Raw genomic sequence first — 22,437 nt, forward strand, 5'->3', positions numbered from 1 at the left:
TACCCTTTTATTTTATTATTGGTAATATAATTTTTAGATTATATGGATTAATTGATTTTCAATAGGGTATTACTAGAATTAGAATATGATATAAAACTAGGAGGATTTATATGGCAAACTTTGAAACTGAAAGTTATTCTAAAATAATTGAATACATTTTAAAGAATCATCACACTCCATTGAAGAAGGAGTTACCTGAGTTGGAGAAATTAGTATATACAATATTTAAAGTTCATTTTGAAGATATGGGTGATGTTTTAGAGAAGGTTCATAAACTATATGGACAGCTAAAGATTACTTTAGAATCCCATATAATAAAGGAAGAAAGAGCATTATTCTTTAACATAAGGGACTATGATAAAGATAAATCAAAGGATTTATTAGAGGAAATACTTAAAGAAATCAAAAGTGTTGAAATGGATAATAAAGAAATAGAAGAACTGGTAAAGGAAATTAGAAAAGCAACAGATGATTATTTAATTCCACCTACCAGTTGTCCTACTTATGAAAATACTTATGATAGATTAAAAGATTTAGAGAAAAGCTTATATGAACATATAGAAATAGAAAATATATTATTTCTTAGATTAAAAGATGAAAAATAGTAGACAAAAATAAACATCTCAAACTGCTTATTAATGCAGTTTGAGATGTTTTATATATACTTAAATAAATTCTACTCTGTTCTTAAAGCCTCTACAGGATCTTTCTTAGCTGCCATTCTTGCAGGAAGCATACCTCCAAGTAATGTAAGAGCTACACTTATTCCTAATAAACTAAGTCCATGCAGTGGATTTAATTGTGCTACATTAGTTAAACCTGTCATGTTTTCAATTACTACATTTACTGGGAATGTAAGAAGATATGCAATGCCTATACCTAAAATACCAGAGAAGGTTCCTATGATAAAGGTTTCAGCATTAAATACACGGGTTATATCTTTCTTTCTTGCTCCAAGGGCACGCAATATGCCTATTTCCTTTGTACGTTCTAAAACAGATATATAGGTTATTATTCCAATCATAATTAAAGAAACTATAAGAGAAATTCCTGCAAAAGCAATAAGTACTATGGTAATGCCATCCATAATGCCACCAGTCATTTCTGTCATAGTGTTTGCAAGGTCAGAATAAATAATTGCATCTTCTTTAGATTTATCTCTATTATATGAATCCAGTTTATCTAAGACAGCATCTTTAGACTCAAAATCAGAAGGATATAGATAAATCATTTGAGGAATGGAATCTCCCCCTATATAAGCTAGAAATGTAGTTTTAGCTGTTTCATCTAATTTTTCCATAGTTATAACATTATGGTCTGCATCACGTTGTGCTTTTACAATTTCAGAATCTTTAGCTAAGTCTATTATGCGTTGAACAAGTTTGTCACTATATGCTATTCCGTTTCCAACAATACCAAAAGTCATATCTTCCTTTAATCGTACAATTCCAGATAGTTTTAAAGGAATATTATCCTTTGAGTTATACACTTCTTTGTAATCGGAACTAGGAAGAAAGGTATTCATTTCAGTCTTAGTATAAAAGTTATCATTGGAAATTAATTTGAATTCTGTTCCTACTAAGTCTTCAAAATCTATACTTTCTATATTGTCAGTGTCAAAGCCTAGATTTTTAAGTACTGAATAATCTATACGATTTTGATTGTCAATAACCAACACTAAGTCTGTTTCATCTTTTGGATATTCACCAGCAAGAAGATCATAATTTTTTTCTAAATAAGATATTCCTGAACTATCCAAAGGTTCAGGATATGATGATAAGCCACCTGTACCTAATGCCATAGGTTGACCATTTCCATTATTCATATTTAAGCCAATAGCCAAGGATACTGGCAATACTTCTCCATCTTTTTCACGAAGTATATTCATGCCTGTCATTCTAGTATATCCAATACTACTTAGGATTTCAGGATCCATATCATTAATATATCTAATATAGTCTTCTGTAATAATATTTTTGTGTGTTATGGTATTCTCAGTAGAGTCATAAAGATAAACTTTACTTGAATTTCTAATCTTAGTATTATTTTCTACATTGTTAGTATGCTCTCCATACATCTTCTCAAGACTTTCTTTATCTGTATCCATAGTATTTTGAGAAATTATAATAGGAAACTCCGAAAGTGCATCTCTTTGAAATTGGTCAATTTGAATTTTGAATCCAGTAGAAAGACTGAGTATCAATGCTATACCAATAAGACCTATACTGGAAGCAAAAGCAGTTAGGGCTGTTCTCCATTTTTTTGTTGCAATATTTTTTCCAGATAGCTTTAGTGCTGTAGTAAAACTCATGCTTGTTTTCTTTATTGAATATCCAGTTTCCTCTTTAATATCTTCATAAGGGTTGGAGTCATCTATAACTTGCCCATCTTTGAATTTCACAATACGATCTGCATATTGCTCTGCAAGTTCTGGATTGTGAGTAACCATAATGACTAGCTTATCATCAGCAATTTCTTTAATAAGCTCCATGATTTGTTTGCTGGTAGAGGTATCAAGAGCACCTGTAGGTTCATCTGCTAGAATGATGTCTGGATCATTGGCAAGGGCACGAGCTATGGCAACTCTTTGCATTTGTCCTCCAGAGAGCTGGTTTGGTTTCTTGTGCATATGATCCTTTAGACCAACTTTGTCCAATACCTCCATTGCCTTTTTGTACTTTTCTACAGAGGAAACACCACTTAAAGTCATTCCCATTTCCACATTATCAATAATACTTAAATGTCCAATTAAGTTATAGCTTTGAAAGATAAACCCTACACTATTATTACGATAAGCATCCCAGTCAGAATCCTCAAATTTCTTGGTGGATTTGCTGTTAATAATCAAATCCCCACTATCATACTGATCAAGACCGCCGATTATATTGAGACAGGTAGTTTTTCCCGAGCCACTTTGACCTAAAATAGCCACAAATTCATTTTGTCTAAAGTTTAAGCTTACATTATCTAAGGCGATTTGTGTAAAATCACCGGTAGTGTAGCTTTTTTTAATATTTTTTAATTGTAACACCATATCCTCTCCTTCGTTATTTTACTGCTATAAGGGAAGTATAATACATTATTATTAACTCAATATAAACTATAGATAACTAATATCATAATAAAAAATACTAAGAGAGTGCATTTGTAGAATATGGAATAGCTCCCAATGAATGAAGCTATAAAAGCCGTTAAGAAATTTATTTGTTTGAGGGAAGCGAGTTATAAATTTTAGGATTTTGTAGCTGAATGAATTGTAGGAGTTATCCATATTCGAAACAGCACGAACGTGTATTTTTTCATTATGGTTTATGTTAGTTATCTATAAAATAATTTTTAATTTTATATTTGTTTAAATTCAGTTAATAAAAAAGAGATATTATAAAAAATAGGATAATGAGTTAAAATTTAAATGTAAGTTTAACTATGATATAATAAATTCAAATTTTACTGGGAGGCTTGAATATGTTTAACATAATGGTTGTTGAAGATAATGATAATACTAGAAAACTAATGGAAGCTGTACTTTTAGAAAATGGATATATACCAGTTTTGGCAAAAGATGGCTTGGAGGCTTTGGAAATTTTAGATAGGCAACATATAGATTTAATAGTATTAGATATTATGATGCCCAATATGGATGGATATGAATTGACAAAAGTACTGCGGGAATCAGGATACAACCTTCCGATTTTAATGGTAACAGCAAAGGAGGAATCTTCAGATAAGAAGAAGGGATTTATCATAGGAACCGATGATTATATGGTAAAACCTGTAGATGAAGAGGAGATGATTTTACGCATAGCAGCACTTCTAAGACGTTCCAAAATTGCCAGTGAGCATAGACTGGTAATTGGAAAAACTGAACTATATTATGATGAACTTACAGTGAGACAAAAAGGGAAAATTGAAGAACTGCCTCAGAAAGAATTTATGTTACTTTTTAAATTGTTATCCTATCAAAATAAAATTTTTACTAGAAGGCAATTAATGGATGAAATATGGGGGCTAGAAAGTGATTCTGATGAACGTACAGTAGATGTACATATTAATAGACTTAGAGAGCGTTTTAAGAATAATAAGGATTTTGAAATCATTACAATACGTGGGTTAGGTTATAAGGCGGTGAAAGGTAAATGAATAGGTTCCGAAGCTTAAATTTTAGTCTTGTGGTTCTTGTATTTGTAATTATGATATTTTCTAGTATATTATCGGGACTTATCTTGTTTATATTAATTAGATGTGATTTTCTTTCCTATATAAGGGTAACTCCAAGACTATTTCTAATGATTGGACTTATTGTAAGTACAATTATTGGAACGATTCTTACTTTTCCCATAGGGAAGCACTTTTTAAGACCTTTAAATCAATTGATTGAAGCAACACAAGAAGTAGCTAAGGGGAATTTTAATGTTAAGGTAAAGGAACTCAAGAAAAATTATGAAATAGATAAACTTATTAGAAGCTTTAACATTATGACAAATGAATTAAGCAGTATAGAAATGTTTCGTAAAGACTTTATTAATAACTTTTCTCATGAGTTCAGAACACCAATAGTGTCCATAAGAGGATTTGCAAGACAACTTAAAAATTCCACTTTAACAGATGAAATGCGTAAGGAATATATTGATATAATAATTAGAGAGTCTGAAAGACTTACAAATATGTCCTCAAACATTTTGCTTTTAACAAAACTTGAAAATCAAGAAATAGTTACAGACAAAAAGTTGTTTTCATTGGACGAGCAGATTAGAAACTGCATACTCTTATTACAGATGGAGTGGGAGAGGAAAGATATTAGTTTTAATATTGAGTTAGACTCAGTTGAGTATTATGGAAATGAAGAAATGTTATCTCATGTTTGGTTAAATTTATTAGGAAATGCAATTAAGTTCAGCCACAATGGGGGAGAAATTAAAGTAAAATGTTGTAATGAGGGTAACTATATTAAAATCAAAATATCTGATAATGGTATAGGAATGAATGATGATACTAGACATCAAGTATTTGAAAAGTTTTATCAAGGGGACTCCTCACGTTCTTCAGAAGGTAATGGTTTAGGGCTTTCTCTTGTGAAACGTACTGTGGATTTATGTGAAGGGAAAATAAATGTAAAGAGCCGCTTGGGAAAAGGAACAGATATTGCTATTAGATTACCAAATTGAATAAAAATGAAAAGTTAAAGAGTATACAATTAAATTTAAATAGACAAAAGAGGTGTGTTTAAGATGGAAATAAAAGCAGCAGTAAATATGAATCAATTAAAGATGATGGAAAAGGAACTAAAGAGATTTTTAATGTCCTATAAGTTTGGACTTGAAGAAGTAAAGACAAAAATCAATATTTTGAATCAGGAATTTCAATACATTCATGACTATAATCCTATTGAGCATGTGAAATCTAGAATTAAAACTCCTGAAAGTATTATAGAAAAATTAAATAGAAAAGATTTAGAGATTTCTTTTCCTTCAATAAAAGAGAACATTAAAGATATAGCTGGGATTCGGATTGTTTGTTCATTTGTATCGGATATATATAAAATAAGTGAAATGCTAAAGCAACAGAAGGATTTGAAGGTCATAAAGTATAGAGATTATATAAAAAATCCTAAGCCCAATGGGTATCAAAGTCTTCACTTGATTTTACAGGTACCGGTATTTATGTCAGATAGGATTGAAGATGTTTATGTAGAAGTCCAGATTAGAACAATGGGGATGGATTTTTGGGCAAGTCTAGAGCATAAAATTTATTATAAATATAATAGTGACATTCCTCAAAGATTAAAGGACGAATTAAAGGAAGCTGCAATTACAGTGTCCCAATTAGATAGAAGAATGGAAAACCTTAGCAAAGAGGTTACAAAGATAAAGGATTCCAATAGTTCAGAGGAAAATTTAATAAATATTTTTGTGAAGGATAGTAACTTATACCTTCCTAATAGTTTTTTAAATTTAGAGAGAGAATTGGAAGCATAAATTTATAAATATAAAAGAAAAATATGCAAATTCTTGACATAGAAAAATAAATATGGTACATTTTTCTTATTAGCACTCTAATGATATGAGTGCTAATTTATTTAAAATAAGAATTGAGAAAGGGAAGATACTATGGAAAAGAGAGAATTTAGGGCAGAATCTAAGCGTTTATTAGATCTTATGGTAAACTCAATTTATACTCATAAGGAAATATTTTTAAGAGAATTAATTTCTAACTCATCTGATGCCATAGATAAAATTTATTACAAGGCATTAACAGATGAAAATATATCTTTCAACAAGGACGACTATTATATCAAAATAGTTGCAGATAAGGACAATAGAACCTTAACCATATCAGATACGGGAATAGGAATGTCTAAAGAAGAGTTAGAAGAACATCTTGGAGTAATAGCCAATAGTGGAAGCTTTGCATTTAAAAACGAAAACCAAATAAAAGATGGGTATGATATAATAGGTCAATTTGGTGTTGGATTCTATTCTGCATTTATGGTAGCAGATAAGGTAACAGTCATAAGTAAAACCTTTGGATCAGAAGAAGCATATAAATGGGAGTCAGAAGGAGCAGAAGGTTATATCATAGAAAATACGAAAAAGGACATAGTAGGAACAGATATAATTCTAAGTATAAAGGAAAACACAGAAGATGAAAAATATGATGAGTTTTTAGAAGAATATAGACTTAGGGGAATCATAAAAAAATATTCTGATTTCATTAGGTATCCTATTAAATTAGATATAACAAAGAGCAGACTTAAAGAAGGCTCAGAAGATGAATATGAAGAATATCAAGAAGAACAAGTAATTAATAGTATGGTTCCTATTTGGAGAAAAAATAAAAATGAGTTAAAAGAAGAAGACTATGAAAATTTTTACATGGAGAAACATTTTGGTTTTGATAAACCAATGAAATCCATTCATTTAAGTGTAGATGGAACTTTAAGATATAATGCTATATTATTTATACCACAGGAAGCACCTTATGATTTTTATACTAAGGAATATGAAAAAGGGCTGGAGTTATATTCCAATGGAGTCCTTATAATGGAAAAATGTGCTGATCTTTTACCAGATTATTTTAGTTTTGTAAAGGGAGTAGTCGATTCAGAAGATTTATCTCTTAATATATCTAGGGAAATATTACAACATGATAGGCAGCTAAAACTAATTGCTAAGAAGATTGAGGATAAAATAAAAGATGAATTAGCTTTAATATTAAAAAATAATAGAGAAGAATATGAAAAATTCTTTGAAAGCTTTGGTAAACAGTTGAAATTTGGTGTATATAGTGATTTTGGTATGAATAAAGAAGTTTTACAAGACCTGCTTTTATTCTATTCATCTAAGGAAAAGAAAATGGTTACATTAGATGAGTATATAAGTAGAATGGCAGAAGAACAAAAATATATTTATTATGCAGTTGGAGAATCAGTTGATAGAATAGATAAATTGCCACAGTCTGAAGTGGTAAAGGATAAAGGCTATGAAATTCTATACTTTACAGATGATATAGATGAATTTGCAATTAAGGTACTTATGAAGTATAAGGAAAAGGAATTCAAATCAGTATCATCAGGAGATTTAGGAATAGAAACTGATGATAATGATAAAGATAATGAAAAGGAAATGGAAGAAAATAAAGATTTATTTGGATTTATGAAAGATACTCTATTGAATAAGATAAAAGAAATCAAACCATCTAAGAGATTGAAAAATCATCCAGTTTGTTTATCCAGTGAAGGAGAACTTTCAATAGAGATGGAGAAGGTTTTAAATATGATGCCAGATAATCCAAATGTAAAGGCAGATAAGATACTGGAGATTAATGTAAATCACCCTGTATTTGAGACATTAAAATCTGCTTATGAAAATGATAAAGACAAATTAAAATTATATACTAATTTATTATATAATCAAGCTTTACTAATAGAAGGATTGCCTATTGAAGACCCTGTAGAATTTACAAATAATATATGTAAGCTTATGTAATATAGATAGATGGTTCTTTTATATAAAAGAACCATCTATACTTTGGAGGAGAAACGTATGAAATTAATAATACCAATTATAGTTGGAGCCATTATAGGATATTTTACAAACTGGCTTGCCATAAAAATGTTATTTAGACCTCATTATGAGAAGAAAATATTTGGCATAAAGATTCCTTTTACTCCTGGGTTAATACCTAAAGAAAAAGATAGAATAGCTAAGAGTATTGGTGAAACCGTAGGTATACATCTATTGTCTCCAGACACCATAATAGATTCTCTCGCTAATAAGGAAATAGACGATGAAATTAAGTCCTTTATTTATAATAAAATAGAGAAATTAAAGGAAAATCAACAATCTATAAAAGAATTTTTAGAAAATGTACTCAACAATTATGATGGATTTGTAGCAGAAATAGAAATAAAAATAAAAGATTTAATTATGATACAAATTAGAAAACAGAAATTCAGAAACTTATTAATTAAATCTATTACTGAAAAAGTCAATAATATGGAATGTGAAAATATTTATAAGGCATTAAATGAAAAGCTAAAGGAAGTTTTAGTAGAATTATCAAGTTCTTATGAATTAAAGAAAAAAATAATAGAACTGATAAAGTCAAAATTAAACAATTTATCAGATGATGAAAGAAAGTTATCTGAAATATTGCCAGAAGAAATAATTATTTCAATGAATAATTATATTGATGACAATAAAGATGAAATCGGAAATAATATAAGAAATGGTTTTAAAGACCCTGTTATACAACAAAAACTTAAAAATTCCATATCTGAATTGGTGTTGAAAAATATAAGTAAGGTAATTATGGCATTTGTAAGTCCAGATACCATAGCTGAAAAGATATTTCATATGATCGAAAAATATATAGATAGTGAAGATACAAACAATGATGTTGTAATGCTTATTAAGTCTCTATTGAATAAATTATTGGATTCAAAGGTTTCAGATATATCTCAAAGGGTATTGGACAGTACTTCTGAGGAAGAGCTTGAAAAAGTAGCAAGTATATTAATTGAATATATTTCTAATGAAGATAATCACAATATAATATTAAATATCTTAGGGGAGAAGCTAAAAAAATCTGAATTGGAAAATAAAGAAATTATAATATCTTATTTAGATGGAAATATAGGTAGGATTTTGGAAAGTGAAGAACTTGAAAAAAGTATAGATTCATTTATAAAAAGTATTATGGAGGAAGTTTTAAACAAATCCATTTCATCTATGGTAGAAAAAATAGATAAAGATAGTGTTTCAAGATTATATAGCTCTCTACGAAGCATATTTGATAAATTCGCCATAAATCAATTGCCAAAAATAATTGAATTCTTTAATATATCGAGAATTGTTGAAGATAAGATTCAAAGCTTTGATGTAAATTTTACAGAAAAGTTAATTTTAGATATTGCTGATAAAGAGTTAAAGGCTATTACATGGCTAGGAGCATTACTTGGTGGAATCATGGGAATACTAACTCCTCTTCTTCAAATGTTATATTAAGATAATTTAATATCTTTGATTTTTAAGATAATATTTGATAAATTGGGTATATGTTGTATATGAAATGTATAATATATACTATATATAGTTATATCAAATAGAGGGGGAGCAAAATGTTACAGGTTGAAAAACGAAATGGAAATATAGTTGTATTTGAAGAAGATAAAATTGTAAATGCCATCAAGAAGGCCATGGGAGAAACAGAATTAGGTATTGATGAAGATCTAGCTAAGGAAATTTCTCATAAGGTCTTTTTAGATTTTAATAAGCTAGAAATTGTAAATATAGAAAAGATTCAAGACTTTGTAGAAATAGAGCTTATGAAATCACGGCCAGATGTAGCAAAATTATATATAATCTATAGAGAAGAAAGAGCAAAGTTAAGAGAACAGGGATGGGTTATGTCTGACCTTCAAAGGGATATATATGAGAAAAAGTATCGCTATGAAAATGAATCTTTTGATGGATTTTTAACTAGAGTTAGTGGTGAAAATGATTCTATAAAAAAGGCCATAAAGGATAAGAAATTTATGCCAGCAGGACGTATTTTAGCTGGTAGAGGATTACACAAACTTGGAAGAAAAATTACACTTAGTAATTGTTATGTAATGCCTAAAGTTGAGGATAATATTGAATCCATATTTGATACTGCAAAATACCTTGCCAGAACTTATTCTTACGGTGGAGGAGTAGGGCTTACTATTTCTAAACTAAGACCAAAAGGTTCCAAAGTAAATAATGCTGCTAATACTACAACTGGAGCAGTTTCTTTTATGGATTTATTCTCCATGGTTACAGGATTAATTGGTATGAGAGGCAGACGTGGAGCATTGATGTTGAATATGGATTGCAATCATCCAGATATAGAAGATTTTATTGATGTTAAAAATGATTTGTCTAAAGTGAATTATGCAAATATATCTGTAAATATCGATGATAAGTTTATGAATGCAGTAAAAAATAATGAGGAATATGAGTTATACTTTAAAGTTGAAGCTACAGGAGAAGAAATAAGCAAGACAGTTGATGCAGGAGAATTATTTGAAAAGTTATCTAGAAACAATTGGAATATGGCAGAGCCTGGTATATTATTTCAAAATAGGATTAACTCATGGCATTTAATGAGTGAAGATAGAGACTTTGAATTTGCAGGAGTTAACCCTTGTGCTGAGGAGACCTTACCTGCGTTTGGAAGTTGTAATTTATCTTCTATTAACTTATCTGAATTTGTAAAAAATCCTTTTACCAAATATGCTTATTTTGAATATGAAAGATTTGGTAAAATGGTAAGGGATGGGGTAATTTATTTAAACGAAGTATTAGATGAAAATATGGAATTACACCCATTAGAGCAGCAAAGAGAAATGTCAAGAGAGTTGAGACAGATTGGTCTTGGAATTATGGGGTTAGCAGATATGTTTATTAAGTTAGGAATCAAATATGGAGGGAAAGAATCTATTGATTTAATTCATAAAATAGGTCATACCATGGTTAATGAAGCTTTAAGACAATCAGCTTTACTGGCTGAGGAATATGGACCATTCCCAAGATATAATAAAGAAGCAATCCTTAGTTCACCATTTCTTATAGATAATGCAACGGAGGAAGTGCTAGAGCTAATTAAGGAGTATGGGTTGAGAAATAGTCAGCTACTAACTATACCACCTACGGGAAGTATATCAACATTAATAGGATGCAGCAATGGAGTGGAACCGATATTTCAAGTGTCCTATACAAGAAAGTCTGAGTCTTTACATCATGTAGACACATATTATAAAGTATTTACACCTATAGTTAAAGAATATATGGATAGAAACAATATTTCTAAAGAAGAAGATTTGCCAGAATTCTTTATAACTACTTCAAACTTAAACTATAAAGATAGAATAGAGGTTCAGGCAGCTTGGCAGCAATATATAGATGCAAGTATATCTTCCACAGTAAATGTACCAAATGAGTTTACAGTTGAAGAAGTAGAAGACTTATATATGTATGCTTGGGAAAAGGGATTAAAAGGAATAACTATTTATCGTGATGGATGTGCAAGATCAGGAATTCTTATTACAAATAAGGAAAAGGAAAATAGATTAGAAAAAATAGATGAATTGAAAAATGAAATAAATAAATTAGCAGAAGAACAAATAAAAGAAGACCCAGATACTTGTCCTATGTGTGCTGGGGATATGATGCACAGTGGAGGATGCTCAGAGTGTCAAGACTGTGGATATAGTCCTTGCTCATTTTAATTATTAAAAAACAAGCTAAATGATTGCCATTTAGCTTGTTTTTATCTTATTTAATTATTCTTTTAATACCTTTATTTTTTTTCCTTTTTAAAGAAAGCTTCTAAAACTGGAACCATAATTCCTGCTACTATTCCACAAGAGAATCCATTATTATAAAGATTTAATCCATTATGTATCTGGAATACATTGGCTACAACAGAAACATGAAGGAAGCCAGCAACTATACCAGCTATACATCCATAAGACCCTGCAATAGGTGCTAATGCTGTACCAAATAATGCTGCCATAATTACAGTTGTTGAAGAAGCATTAAAAATCTTTATTATAGCCGCCAGATATACACCAATAAAAATAGGTATTGAATTTCTAGGATGTTTACCAAAAGGAGCAAATGCCATAACAGTTACTATTCCAGCAACTATAGGTCCATTAAACACACCCTTAGTCAACAAAACATAAAAAATACATATAAGTCCCATTATCCCAATGTTTATATAAGCAAGTCCAAAGCCAAAACGTTCAGTAAAGTCACCTAATGCGTGACCGCTAGATTTTAGAACATCAGAATAACCTTTAAAACTTCGATCATTCATTATATATCCTACAATTAAATAGAAGACAGAAATAAAAATCAATAAATACTTCATAAACACACTATATTCTGTGGATAAAATAGATTGGGTTCTTATACTAAAACCAAATCCTTGAATTAAAGAGGTAATAAGTGTTCCTATTATACCACCGACAAACCCCATATTATATAAATTATATCCAGAATGAAAATGCACAATATGAAGAGCAATAGGAATAATGATAAATCCAATTAGTATACCAGTTCCTATACCTAAAGGAATACTAATGTAATAACTTAAATTAAGACCAAATGCTATTTCACTAACTGCAGGAGCTAGTGTAGTTGCAAAGAGAATAGGAGTCAGAATAGTTTTAAATTCTATTTTTTTATGACGACAATATAATAATCCGCCAACTAAAATAGGCCATACATTTCCAACATTTTTTCCAATAAAACTAAAGCCTATGACAGTTAAAATTGCTGCAATTAAAGGTCCAGTTAGGGAAATCTTTAAAAAATATACGATTGAAATACATAATAGACCTAAAATTCCAGCATTTAGAAAGGTAGCTCCTATGCCACCTACTGCTAAATAATCAGTAAGTAATATATCAGGTGCTATAACTAAATCGTACAAACCTTTAAATATTTCTTTAGGAGAATCAATTAAAAACCCTAGAATAATTAATAGGCAAGGAATAAAAGATAGTAAAATAAGATTAAGATGCTGAGTGGAAAAATAGTATCGTTGTTTTTTCATCGGTACCTCCAAGCTCAAATAGATTATTTATGAATTCATATATTATAATAAGAGAGTTTTATTATAACATAGAATTAAGTTTTTATGCTAGATAAATTTTTATCGAGAACTATATTTTTAATTTATAGGGTCTGAGCATGACAAGTAATAAGTTATTGATTTTATCTTTAAAATAGGTGATACTATAATTAGTAATAAAAAGGTAAATAAATTAATAAAGATGAGGAGTGTACTCAATGCATGAAGAATCACCTACAGTTTTAAAAAAATTAGAAAAGAAGATAAAACATTTTATTCTGTGGATAGAAGTTATAATGGCAATATTTATACTTGCCACAGTAATTGTAAGCTGTAAGGATATAATTGTTCTGATTTATAAAGTATTTATTACAGAGGCCAGTTCTTCTTATGTAGTCTTGCAAGGACTATTTGTACATATATTACTTCTAGTAGTAGGTTTAGAGTTAGCACTTATGTTAATAGGTCATACTGCTGGAAATGTTCTTGAGGTAATTCTGTATGCAATAGCAAGAAAAATGTTAATTAGCAGTTCAAATAGTATAGATATACTTTTAGGTGTAATTGCTTTGGCAATAATATTTGCAGTTGATAAGTATTTACATACAAAAGATGTAAAAAGACATTTATAAATATAATTTATTATTTGAGTTAAAGAGTTAATCTTTAGCTCTTTTTTTAAATGATAATATAATTTGAATTAGGGTAAAAGTCTCATAAGATAAGGTAAAATAAAGGAGAAATCATATGAAGAAAATAAAGCTATGTGCAGATATAAAGCATCCGCCTTATGAGTTTATAAATGATAAAGGAGAAGTAGATGGATTTAATATAGATATTAGTAAAGCCATAGGGAAAGAAATGGATATAGAAGTTGAGGTGGAGTTATTAGATTGGACGGAGGCAATAAAAGCCATGGATAATGGGGAATATGATGGCATTGAAGGAATGTCTTTCTCTGGTAATCGGCAAGAAAAATATGTTTTTGGTCCAGAGTATATTACAGTATTTCATTCTGCTTTTGCTTTGGAAGGTAGGCAAGATATAAAAGATATTATTAATTTATATAAATATAGAGTGGCAGTACAAAAAAATGATGTTGGATTTGAAATAATAACTAGAATGAGTTCCAATAAAAATCCAATATCAATATTTGTAGTATCTAGTCATGAAGATGCACTAAAATTACTGCTAGAAGGCAGAGTAGATTTAGTAGTGGGAAACAAGCTGACAATACTTCACTATGCAGAGAAATCGGGTTTTAAAAATAAATTGAAATTAGTTGGTTCACCAATTCACTTGACTAAGTATGGAATAGCATTTAAAAAAGGAAATGAAGTTATTGCAGATAAATTTACCATAGGTATGAAAAAAATAAAAGATAATGGTAAATATGAAGAAATATATGATAGCTGGTTTAATCACAAAATGGGCTATTTTGGAAAACAAATAATAGAAAATATAGATACAGGAGTAATATATATAGATAGACTAGGCAGAGTTACTGCAATAAACAAGTTTGCTAAGGGAATTTTAAATTTACCATTAGAAAAAATATTATTTAAATCATTTTATGAAACAGATATAGCTAAAATATTTAATACAACGGTTATACATAATATATTAGATGGTGTTGAAGATACTTATTATGCTAAAATAGAAATAGATAATATGGATAATAAAAAATATCTAGAAGTTAATTATACTAAATTACTAGATGATAAAAATATCCTGATCGGTGTATTAATTAATTTTATAGATATTACAGAACGTAAGAAGATGGAAGAAACCTTAATTAGAAAAGATAAAATGGAGTCTTTAGGATTTCTTTTATTGAATATTGCACATGAATTAAGAAATCCCCTTACCAGTATTAAGAACTTTATTGAACTTATACCAGAGCATATTGAAGATAAAGAATTTAAAGAATCTTTAATTTATCATGTTCCAAAACAAATAGATTATATAAATAAACTCTTTACTAGTCTATTAGAATACTCTAAGCCAGATGAAGCCAATATATCCACAGTAAACATAAAGGAATTATTGGAAAATGACATTATGAGGTCACTATGTAAACTTTCCAATGACTCTAAAGGAATAAAATTTAATATAGCCATAGGAGGTGACTTTACACTAAATGTAGATAAAAATCAGATAAAACAAGTATTGATCAATTTGCAGTTGATGGAGTTAAAGATACTGGTAATATAAATATCTACACTAAAGAAAACGATGAGAAAAAGACAATTTTAATAGAAAATGATGGGGATCAAATTTCAGAATCAAATATTTCAAAAGTATTTGATCCATTTTTTACAACTAAGAAAAATGGAACAGGTTTGGGATTGTTTATATCATATAACCTTATTAAAGAAAACAATGGGACTATTGAAGTTTCAAATATAGACAATGGAGTTAGAGTTTCTTTAAATTTTCAGATATAGGAAGTGATAAAAATGGAAAAAATATTAATTGTAGATGATGATGAGCCCATAGTAGAATCTTTGAAGTTTGCATTTAAAAATCAATATAAGGTTTATTTAGCGTATAATTCAGAAGAAGCATTGGAACATTATACAAACAATGAAATATCAGTTACCATCTTAGATTTGAAGCTAGGAAATGAAGATGGAATGGAATTATATTCTAAAATAAAAGATATGAATCCAGAAGCTGTTGTAATAATTGTTACTGCCTATGGCACTATTAAGTCTTCTATTGAAGCCATAAGAAGTGGAGTATTTCATTATTTAACAAAACCTATAGACATAAAAGAATTAGAATTTCTAATAGCCAAGGGTGCTGAAGTCAATAATCTTTATAAACAAATAAATTTTTTAAGTGCTGAATCTAGAGAAAAATATATAAAAGATGGAATTATAGGAGAGTCTGGTTCAATAAAAAGTATATTAAATACTATAGAAAAAATTAAGGATATAGATTCTAAAGTCTTGATTACTGGAGAAAGTGGCACTGGAAAAAGTTTAATAGCTAAGGCAATACATAGACAAGGAAATAGAAGACATAAGAAGTTTTATGCAATAAACTGTGCTGCAATACCAAAGGATTTATTAGAAAGCGAATTATTTGGATATAAAAAAGGTGCATTTACTGGTGCTTTAACAGATAAAAAAGGATATTTTGAATTGGCTCATGGTGGAACATTGTTTTTAGATGAAATAGGAGATATGGACCTAGGGATGCAAGGAAAATTATTACAAGCAATTCAGGAAAATGTAATAACCCCCATAGGTTCAGAGGAACCTATAGTTGTAGATGTAAGAATTATAACTGCTACCAATAGAGATTTACTTAATTTGGTAAAGGAAGAAAGGTTTAGAGAAGACTTATATTATAGATTAAATGTAATCAATATTCATATGCCTGCTTTAAGAGACAGACCAGAAGATATTGTTCCTTTAACTAATTATTTTATTTACAAGTATAGTAGATTATTGAACAAGGAGATTAAAAAAATAGAATATGATTTTATTGAAACTCTAGAGAAATATGAACTAAATGGAAATGTTAGAGAGTTGGAAAATCTGGTGGAAAGAGCCATAGCGCTAGTAGAGGGAGATGTTTTAACTAAAAAAGACATATTATCTCATATAAATAAGGATGAAAAATCAGAGACTTTTATAAATAAGAAACTTATTCCAATATTTGTAGGACAAACTTTAGAAAATATTGAGAAGAAGGTTATTGAATCTACTTACATGGAATGTAATTATAATCAAAGAGAAACAGCAAAAATACTTGGAATAACTGATAGAACCATAAGAAATAAATTAAAGAAATATATAGAACAGAATGATAAAAATCAATAGAATCAGGAAAAAAATACCTAAGAGGAAAAAGATTCCTTTAGGTATTTTTTCTTTTAAATTAAGATAAATAAAAGGATTTGGATTATTGGATATTTTCTAAACACTTCGAGTAGGAAAAAGTTTCTTCTTTTAGAATTGCTACAAAAAGGAAAATACTGTAAAAGGCTACTTTAGACAGCATAAAAGGTTGGCATAAGAATTGCTTTTAATAGATGTATATAATAAAAACTAAAGGAGTGTTAATATGAACTTTAATCAAAGATGGGAGATTATTGACCTAAGCCAAGAGATATATCAAGGTATGCCATTATTCGGTATACATCAGCCAACTTTTATAATGACAAACCAAACTCATGAGGAGAACATGAAGGCTACTGGTAGTGAAACATTGGGATTTTATGCAAGAAATATTTTAATGAGTGAACATGCTGGAACTCACTCAGATGCAGTTATTGAATATAAGCCAGGTGGAGCTCCAATGGAGGAAATGCCTTTAGAATATTTCTTTGGTGATGCTATATGTGTTGATTTAAGACATATTAGATACCCAGACTATATAGAAATAAAAGACATTGAAGAGGCTTTAGAGAAACATGGATTAGAAATCAAGAAAGGTGATATTTTCATAATGTATACAGGACATTATGATAGAACATATCCAGATAATGGATATGGTGGATTAAGTGCAAAACATTCAGGGGTTTCCTACGAGTCAGCAAAGTGGTTAGCAGAAAAAGGAGTAGTAAATATTGCTGTTGATTCACCAGCAATTGACCAAACTCCAGATGATTTAGATTTCTCAGGTCATCTAGTATGTGGAGAATATGATATTACAAATACAGAGCATTTATGTAATTTAGATAAAGTTGTTGGAAAGAGATTTCTATATATGGGATTACCTTTAAAAATCAGGGGAGGTACTGGTTCGCCAGTAAGAGCAATTGCACTATTACCTAAGAACGAATAATTATTATCTCTAGTATAATTTTTTAATGGAATTAGCATTGGAATATCTCATTATGCTATACTTACAAAAAAATTATCATAAATATATTTAATTTATTTGGGAATATATACTTAAATAAGGGAATATATAAATAAATATTAAATATTAGGAAGTAAGAGGTGGAAATAATGGGAAAGTATAATATGGAAGAATTACATGAACAGACTATAGCAATGCTTGAAAGAAGAGGCGTAAAATTAGAAGATATAGGAGAAATAGTATTACTACTTCAGAAAAATTATTATCCTGATTTAACATTGGAGTTCTGTGTAGAGAATATTAAAGCTGTACTAACAAAGCGAGAGATAATCCATGCTATTTTAACAGGAATAGCTTTAGATGAATTGGCAGAAAAAAAACTATTACCAGAACCGCTTCAAGATATAGTTGAATCCGATGAAGGATTATATGGAATTGATGAAATAATCCCTCTATCCATAGTAAATGTTTATGGAACCATAGGACTTACAAACTATGGATACTTAGATAAAGAAAAGATTGGAATCATAAAAAAACTAGATGGAATGAAAGGTGTTGCAGTTCATACATTTTTAGACGATTTAATTGCAGCCATAGCAGCTGCAACTGCCAGTAAGATTGCTCATTCAAGAAAAGATTAAAAATAGGTTCGATTAACGAACCTATTTTTAGTTATATGATTTCTTCAATTATTGCAGCAACCAACTGACTAGTTTTAACTAAATCTTCTATGGATATATATTCATCTACACTATGAGCATTAAACATACCAATTCCAAGGGTAGCTGTTTTGATTCCTTTTCCATTGAATATATTAGTATCAGAGCCACCACCTGTGGAACAAGGTCTATATGAAATATTTAACTTATTCATAGCTTTTTCTATTGTCTTTAACATAGGTTCTTCTTTGTCTAATTTAAAAGTAGGATAAGCATAGTTTACTTCAGTATCTACTGTACCATTGAAAACTTTAGCAGCCTCTTCCATGGTATCTACCATATGTTTAACTTGGTTATTTAATTTTTCTTCATTTAAGCTTCGAGCTTCAAATTCTATTTCAACTAAATCTGCAACAATATTAGTTGCAGAACCACCTTTGATAACTCCTATATTTGCAGTAGTCTCTTCATCTATTCTAAGTAAATTCATTTTATCTATGGCTCTTGAGGCAATTTGAATAGCACTTATACCTTTTTCTGGACTAAGACCAGCATGGGCTGCCTTTCCATGAAATTTTGCAAAGATTTGAGCTTGAGCTGGACCTTGGATATTTACGCCCCCAATTTCTCCACTGGCATCTAATATAAATGCTGTTTTAGATTTTATTTTGGAGTAGTCTAAATATTTAGATCCATATAATCCAACTTCTTCACATATGGTGAATACTACTTCTATATCACCGTGAGGTATATTATTTTCTTTTATATATTTGATTCCCTCTAAAATACCAACTATACCTGCCTTATCATCAGCAGAAAGAATGGTATTTCCTTTAGATTTAACAATGCCATTTTCAATAATAGGTTCAATATTTTCACATGGAGTTACAGTATCCAAATGAGCACAAAACATTATAGGTTCTGCTTCTTTATTTCCCTTTAAATAACCAATAAGGTTGCCAGTGTCTGAATTTGCCTTTATTCCTGCATCATCAATTATTACATCTAAACCTAAGCTTTCCATATCTTCTTTAACCTTTTTAGCAAAGTTTCCTTCTTTATAACTAGGACTTGATATTTTTACATAATCTAAAAATCTTGATAGAATTCCATCTTTATTCAAATTAAAATCCTCCCATCTATAGTATGATTTATATAAATCATACTATAGATGGAAGGTGATTTCAAATATAAGTTTTATTTAACTAGTTTGTTTCCAGAAATTTTATTTACCATAAGAGCTATAGCTCCATCTCCAGTTACGTTTGTTGCAGTACCAAAACTATCTTGGGCAACATATAAAGCTATCATTAGTGAAAGCATAGGCTGTGGGAAACCTAACATAGTTTCCAAAAGCCCTAAAGCTGCAATAATTGCTCCACCAGGAACTCCAGGAGCTGCAACCATAGTGATACCAAGCATTAGTATAAATGGAAAGAAAGATACAAAGCTTATAGCCATGCCATTTAACATCATTATGGCCATAGAACAAGAAACTAAAGTGATTGTACTTCCAGATAAGTGTATAGTAGCACATAGAGGAATTACAAAGTCAGCAATATCATCCTTAACTCCATTTTTCTTAGTTTGGGTCAGTGTAACAGGTATAGTAGCTGCTGATGATTGAGTTCCAATAGCTGTTAAATATGCAGGAATCATATTTTTTAACATTCTTATAGGATTACCTCCAGCTATTGTACCACCAATGAAGAATTGGATAACTAATGTAATTATATGAAGTGCAATTACCATTAGGAATACTTTCGAGAATACAGAAAGAATAGTTACTACTTGACCTGCATAAGTCATGTTTGCAAATATTCCAGCTATATGAAAAGGTAATAAAGGTATTACTATACTGTTTATAAGCTTTTCAATTATCTCTTGGAAATCGTTCATAAATTTCTTTAATGTATCACCTTTAATTGCTGCAATACCAAGTCCTAAAGTAAATGCGAGTAATAAGGCTGTCATAACATCAAATATAGGTGGCATTTCAACTGTAAAAAATCCAGTTAGTAAAGCCTCTTCAGGATTAGCAGCATTTAAGCTTAAACTGCCTGATTTTAAGAAAGTTGGCAATATAATGGAACCTGCAAGGTATGCGAAACTACCTGAAAGAATAGTGGAACCATAGGCAATTCCTGCAGTAATAGCCAATAGCTTTCCAGCTCCATCACCTAGATCACCAATTCCGGGGGCAACAAATCCTATGATTATTAATGGTATAGCAAACCCTAAGAAGTTGCCAAATATGCCATTGAAGGTTGCAAGGACCCTAACGGACCATTGTGGTCCAAAACTTCCTATTAGTATACCAATAATTATGGCAATAATTAGTCTAGGTAGTAAGCCTAATTTTTTCAAAATAATCTCCTCCTTCGTAAGATTTATAATATTATATCACTAATTTCGTTATGTAATACACTACAAATTTTGAAAGTAAACTCATAATATGCAATTAACACAAATAATAATATAAGTATAAGTTTTTAAATTATCTTAAAGGGTACATATATATGAAGAGACGGTTAATAAATATAATTTAATAAAAGAATTGACATAAAGGAGGAAATATGATTAGTTTAGGAGATGTTTCTATACCCATAGCTTTTGGGGCAGGATTTCTGTCTTTTTTTTCCCCATGTATACTTCCGCTGATACCAGTGTATATAATGTATATGACAGGAACTAATATGGAAGAGGAGTTGGAAAAGAAAAAATTCTTTGCTTTGACAAGAACATTTGGTTTTGTAATAGGTTTTACAATTATTTTCATGATAATGGGTACATCTGCCAGTTTTTTAGGGAAGATATTTGTAAGAAACAAAGAAGTCTTTGGAAAAATAAGTGGAGTTCTTATAATATTATTTGGATTAAATATAATGGGAGTATTGAAACTTAATTTTTTAAATTTTGAAAGAAGAGCTAAAGCACCTAAGAAGGTGACTAATTGGTTTAGTTCTATTTTAATGGGCATGGCCTTTGCAGCTGGATGGACTCCTTGCTTTGGGCCTGTATTGGCATCTATACTTATGTACGCAGGAGCTACAGCTACTGTTTCAAAGGGAGTATATTTATTATTAGTATATTCCATAGGAATGGCAATACCTTTTATATTGACTGCATTATTTATAAATGGATTTACTAGATTAATGAATAAAGCAGATAAATTCATGAGATATATGCCTATAATCAGTGGATTTATTATGATTATTTTTGGATTCCTTGTATTTTTCAATAAAGTTATAAATATAAGTAGAATTCTGCAATAAGGAGGAGAATATGAAGAAAATATTGATAATGATTTTAGCATTAATATTATTCGTAGGAGGATGCAGCAAACAAGGAAAAGATGAGATAGATGAAGTGGAAAATAATGTGGAAAATGAAGCTCCTAATGAAGAAATATCAGAGGAAGAGGAAGATGTAAAAATAGAAGCACCAGATTTTACTCTCAAAAATTTACAAGGTGAAGAAGTATCCTTATCTGATTATAGAGGGAAAATAGTCCTAATAAACTTTTGGGCAACTTGGTGTACTTGGTGTGATAAAGAGATGCCAGATTTACAAAAGTTAAAGGATGAAAATGATGATTTAGTAGTTCTGGCAGTAGATGTAATGGAAGATAAGGAAACTGTTGAGAAGTATATTCAAGAAGGAGAATATGATTTTGAAGTAGTTTTAGATGAAGACGGAAATGTGTCTCAAACCTATATGGTAGGAGGATTTCCTACATCATATTTTGTAGATAAAGATGGAATTCTATTAGGTGGAGTACCAGGAGCAATGACTTATGATGATATGGTTAAAATATTAGAAAGTATAAGGGAAGAAAAATAAGACAGGAAATTCT

The 22,437-nt window shown here is 29.7% G+C and carries 19 protein-coding genes; 15 read left to right on the forward strand and 4 right to left on the reverse strand.

Translation table 11 applies throughout. The features are described from left to right. The first annotated feature begins 110 nt into the window (after window positions 1-110). A complete protein-coding gene (locus FYJ83_RS03360; RefSeq protein WP_154438926.1) occupies window positions 111-605 on the forward strand; it encodes a hemerythrin domain-containing protein in 495 nt (164 codons plus the stop codon). 71 nt (window positions 606-676) lie between these two features. Here the strand turns inward: FYJ83_RS03360 and FYJ83_RS03365 are convergent, their stop codons facing one another. Continuing rightward, window positions 677-3,031 carry an ABC transporter ATP-binding protein/permease gene (locus FYJ83_RS03365; RefSeq protein WP_326828291.1) on the reverse strand — a complete coding sequence of 785 codons (2,355 nt, stop codon included), beginning with the start codon at window positions 3,029-3,031 and terminating at the stop codon, window positions 677-679. 434 nt (window positions 3,032-3,465) lie between these two features. On the opposite strand from FYJ83_RS03365, the gene FYJ83_RS03370 reads away from it, so the two are divergent. From FYJ83_RS03370 to FYJ83_RS03395, 6 genes are all read left to right on the forward strand, one after another. After that, a complete protein-coding gene (locus FYJ83_RS03370; protein WP_154438928.1) occupies window positions 3,466-4,140 on the forward strand; it encodes a response regulator transcription factor in 675 nt (224 codons plus the stop codon). Continuing rightward, on the forward strand, window positions 4,137-5,165 hold the full coding sequence (locus FYJ83_RS03375) for a HAMP domain-containing sensor histidine kinase (RefSeq protein ID WP_154438929.1): 1,029 nt from the start codon (window positions 4,137-4,139) through the stop codon (window positions 5,163-5,165). Before FYJ83_RS03370 ends, FYJ83_RS03375 begins: the two co-directional genes overlap by 4 nt. Window positions 5,166-5,228: 63 nt before the next feature. Next, on the forward strand, window positions 5,229-5,975 hold the full coding sequence (locus FYJ83_RS03380) for a GTP pyrophosphokinase (protein ID WP_154438930.1): 747 nt from the start codon (window positions 5,229-5,231) through the stop codon (window positions 5,973-5,975). A gap of 132 nt (window positions 5,976-6,107) precedes the next feature. After that, on the forward strand, window positions 6,108-7,985 hold the full coding sequence (htpG, locus tag FYJ83_RS03385; protein WP_154438931.1) for a molecular chaperone HtpG: 1,878 nt from the start codon (window positions 6,108-6,110) through the stop codon (window positions 7,983-7,985). A 57-nt stretch (window positions 7,986-8,042) separates the two neighbouring features. Next, on the forward strand, window positions 8,043-9,506 hold the full coding sequence (locus tag FYJ83_RS03390; RefSeq protein WP_195837907.1) for a DUF445 family protein: 1,464 nt from the start codon (window positions 8,043-8,045) through the stop codon (window positions 9,504-9,506). 113 nt (window positions 9,507-9,619) lie between these two features. Beyond that, complete coding sequence (locus FYJ83_RS03395) at window positions 9,620-11,752, forward strand: adenosylcobalamin-dependent ribonucleoside-diphosphate reductase (protein WP_154438933.1); 2,133 nt, start codon at window positions 9,620-9,622, stop codon at window positions 11,750-11,752. Between the two features lie 71 nt (window positions 11,753-11,823). On the opposite strand, the gene FYJ83_RS03400 is transcribed toward FYJ83_RS03395, so the two are convergent. Beyond that, window positions 11,824-13,086 carry a DUF1576 domain-containing protein gene (locus FYJ83_RS03400; RefSeq protein WP_154438934.1) on the reverse strand — a complete coding sequence of 421 codons (1,263 nt, stop codon included), beginning with the start codon at window positions 13,084-13,086 and terminating at the stop codon, window positions 11,824-11,826. Between the two features lie 236 nt (window positions 13,087-13,322). On the opposite strand from FYJ83_RS03400, the gene FYJ83_RS03405 reads away from it, so the two are divergent. The 6 genes from FYJ83_RS03405 to FYJ83_RS03430 all read left to right on the forward strand — a co-directional run bounded on the left by FYJ83_RS03405 (window position 13,323) and on the right by FYJ83_RS03430 (window position 18,563). After that, window positions 13,323-13,736 (forward strand): hypothetical protein, encoded by a 414-nt coding sequence (locus FYJ83_RS03405; RefSeq protein ID WP_154438935.1) that lies wholly within the window; start codon window positions 13,323-13,325, stop codon window positions 13,734-13,736. A gap of 115 nt (window positions 13,737-13,851) precedes the next feature. Beyond that, a complete protein-coding gene (locus FYJ83_RS03410; RefSeq protein WP_154438936.1) occupies window positions 13,852-15,318 on the forward strand; it encodes a transporter substrate-binding domain-containing protein in 1,467 nt (488 codons plus the stop codon). A 41-nt stretch (window positions 15,319-15,359) separates the two neighbouring features. Further along, a complete protein-coding gene (locus tag FYJ83_RS20515; RefSeq protein WP_412034775.1) occupies window positions 15,360-15,551 on the forward strand; it encodes an ATP-binding protein in 192 nt (63 codons plus the stop codon). Between the two features lie 12 nt (window positions 15,552-15,563). Further along, the gene (locus tag FYJ83_RS03420) at window positions 15,564-16,937 is read left to right on the forward strand and encodes a sigma-54-dependent transcriptional regulator (RefSeq protein ID WP_154438937.1); all 1,374 of its coding nucleotides are present in this window, start codon (window positions 15,564-15,566) and stop codon (window positions 16,935-16,937) included. Window positions 16,938-17,181: 244 nt separating this feature from the next. Then, window positions 17,182-17,904, forward strand: coding sequence for a cyclase family protein (locus tag FYJ83_RS03425; RefSeq protein ID WP_154438938.1), 723 nt, complete (start codon window positions 17,182-17,184; stop codon window positions 17,902-17,904). A 167-nt stretch (window positions 17,905-18,071) separates the two neighbouring features. Next, window positions 18,072-18,563, forward strand: a complete 492-nt coding sequence (locus tag FYJ83_RS03430; protein ID WP_154438939.1) for a phosphatidylglycerophosphatase A family protein — start codon at window positions 18,072-18,074, stop codon at window positions 18,561-18,563. A 31-nt stretch (window positions 18,564-18,594) separates the two neighbouring features. On the opposite strand, the gene FYJ83_RS03435 is transcribed toward FYJ83_RS03430, so the two are convergent. Both FYJ83_RS03435 and FYJ83_RS03440 read right to left on the reverse strand, forming a co-directional pair. Next, the gene (locus tag FYJ83_RS03435; protein WP_154438940.1) at window positions 18,595-19,704 is read right to left on the reverse strand and encodes a M20/M25/M40 family metallo-hydrolase; all 1,110 of its coding nucleotides are present in this window, start codon (window positions 19,702-19,704) and stop codon (window positions 18,595-18,597) included. Window positions 19,705-19,778: 74 nt separating this feature from the next. Continuing rightward, the gene (locus FYJ83_RS03440) at window positions 19,779-20,948 is read right to left on the reverse strand and encodes a dicarboxylate/amino acid:cation symporter (protein ID WP_154438941.1); all 1,170 of its coding nucleotides are present in this window, start codon (window positions 20,946-20,948) and stop codon (window positions 19,779-19,781) included. Between the two features lie 209 nt (window positions 20,949-21,157). Between FYJ83_RS03440 and FYJ83_RS03445 the strand changes: the two genes are divergently transcribed. Further along, window positions 21,158-21,856 (forward strand): cytochrome c biogenesis CcdA family protein, encoded by a 699-nt coding sequence (locus FYJ83_RS03445; RefSeq protein WP_154438942.1) that lies wholly within the window; start codon window positions 21,158-21,160, stop codon window positions 21,854-21,856. A gap of 10 nt (window positions 21,857-21,866) precedes the next feature. Further along, window positions 21,867-22,424 (forward strand): TlpA family protein disulfide reductase, encoded by a 558-nt coding sequence (locus FYJ83_RS03450; RefSeq protein WP_154438943.1) that lies wholly within the window; start codon window positions 21,867-21,869, stop codon window positions 22,422-22,424. Window positions 22,425-22,437 lie beyond the last annotated feature (13 nt).

It is taken from the genome of Tissierella pigra, from assembly GCF_009695605.1.
GTDB classification, from domain to species: Bacteria; Bacillota; Clostridia; order Tissierellales; family Tissierellaceae; genus Tissierella; species Tissierella pigra.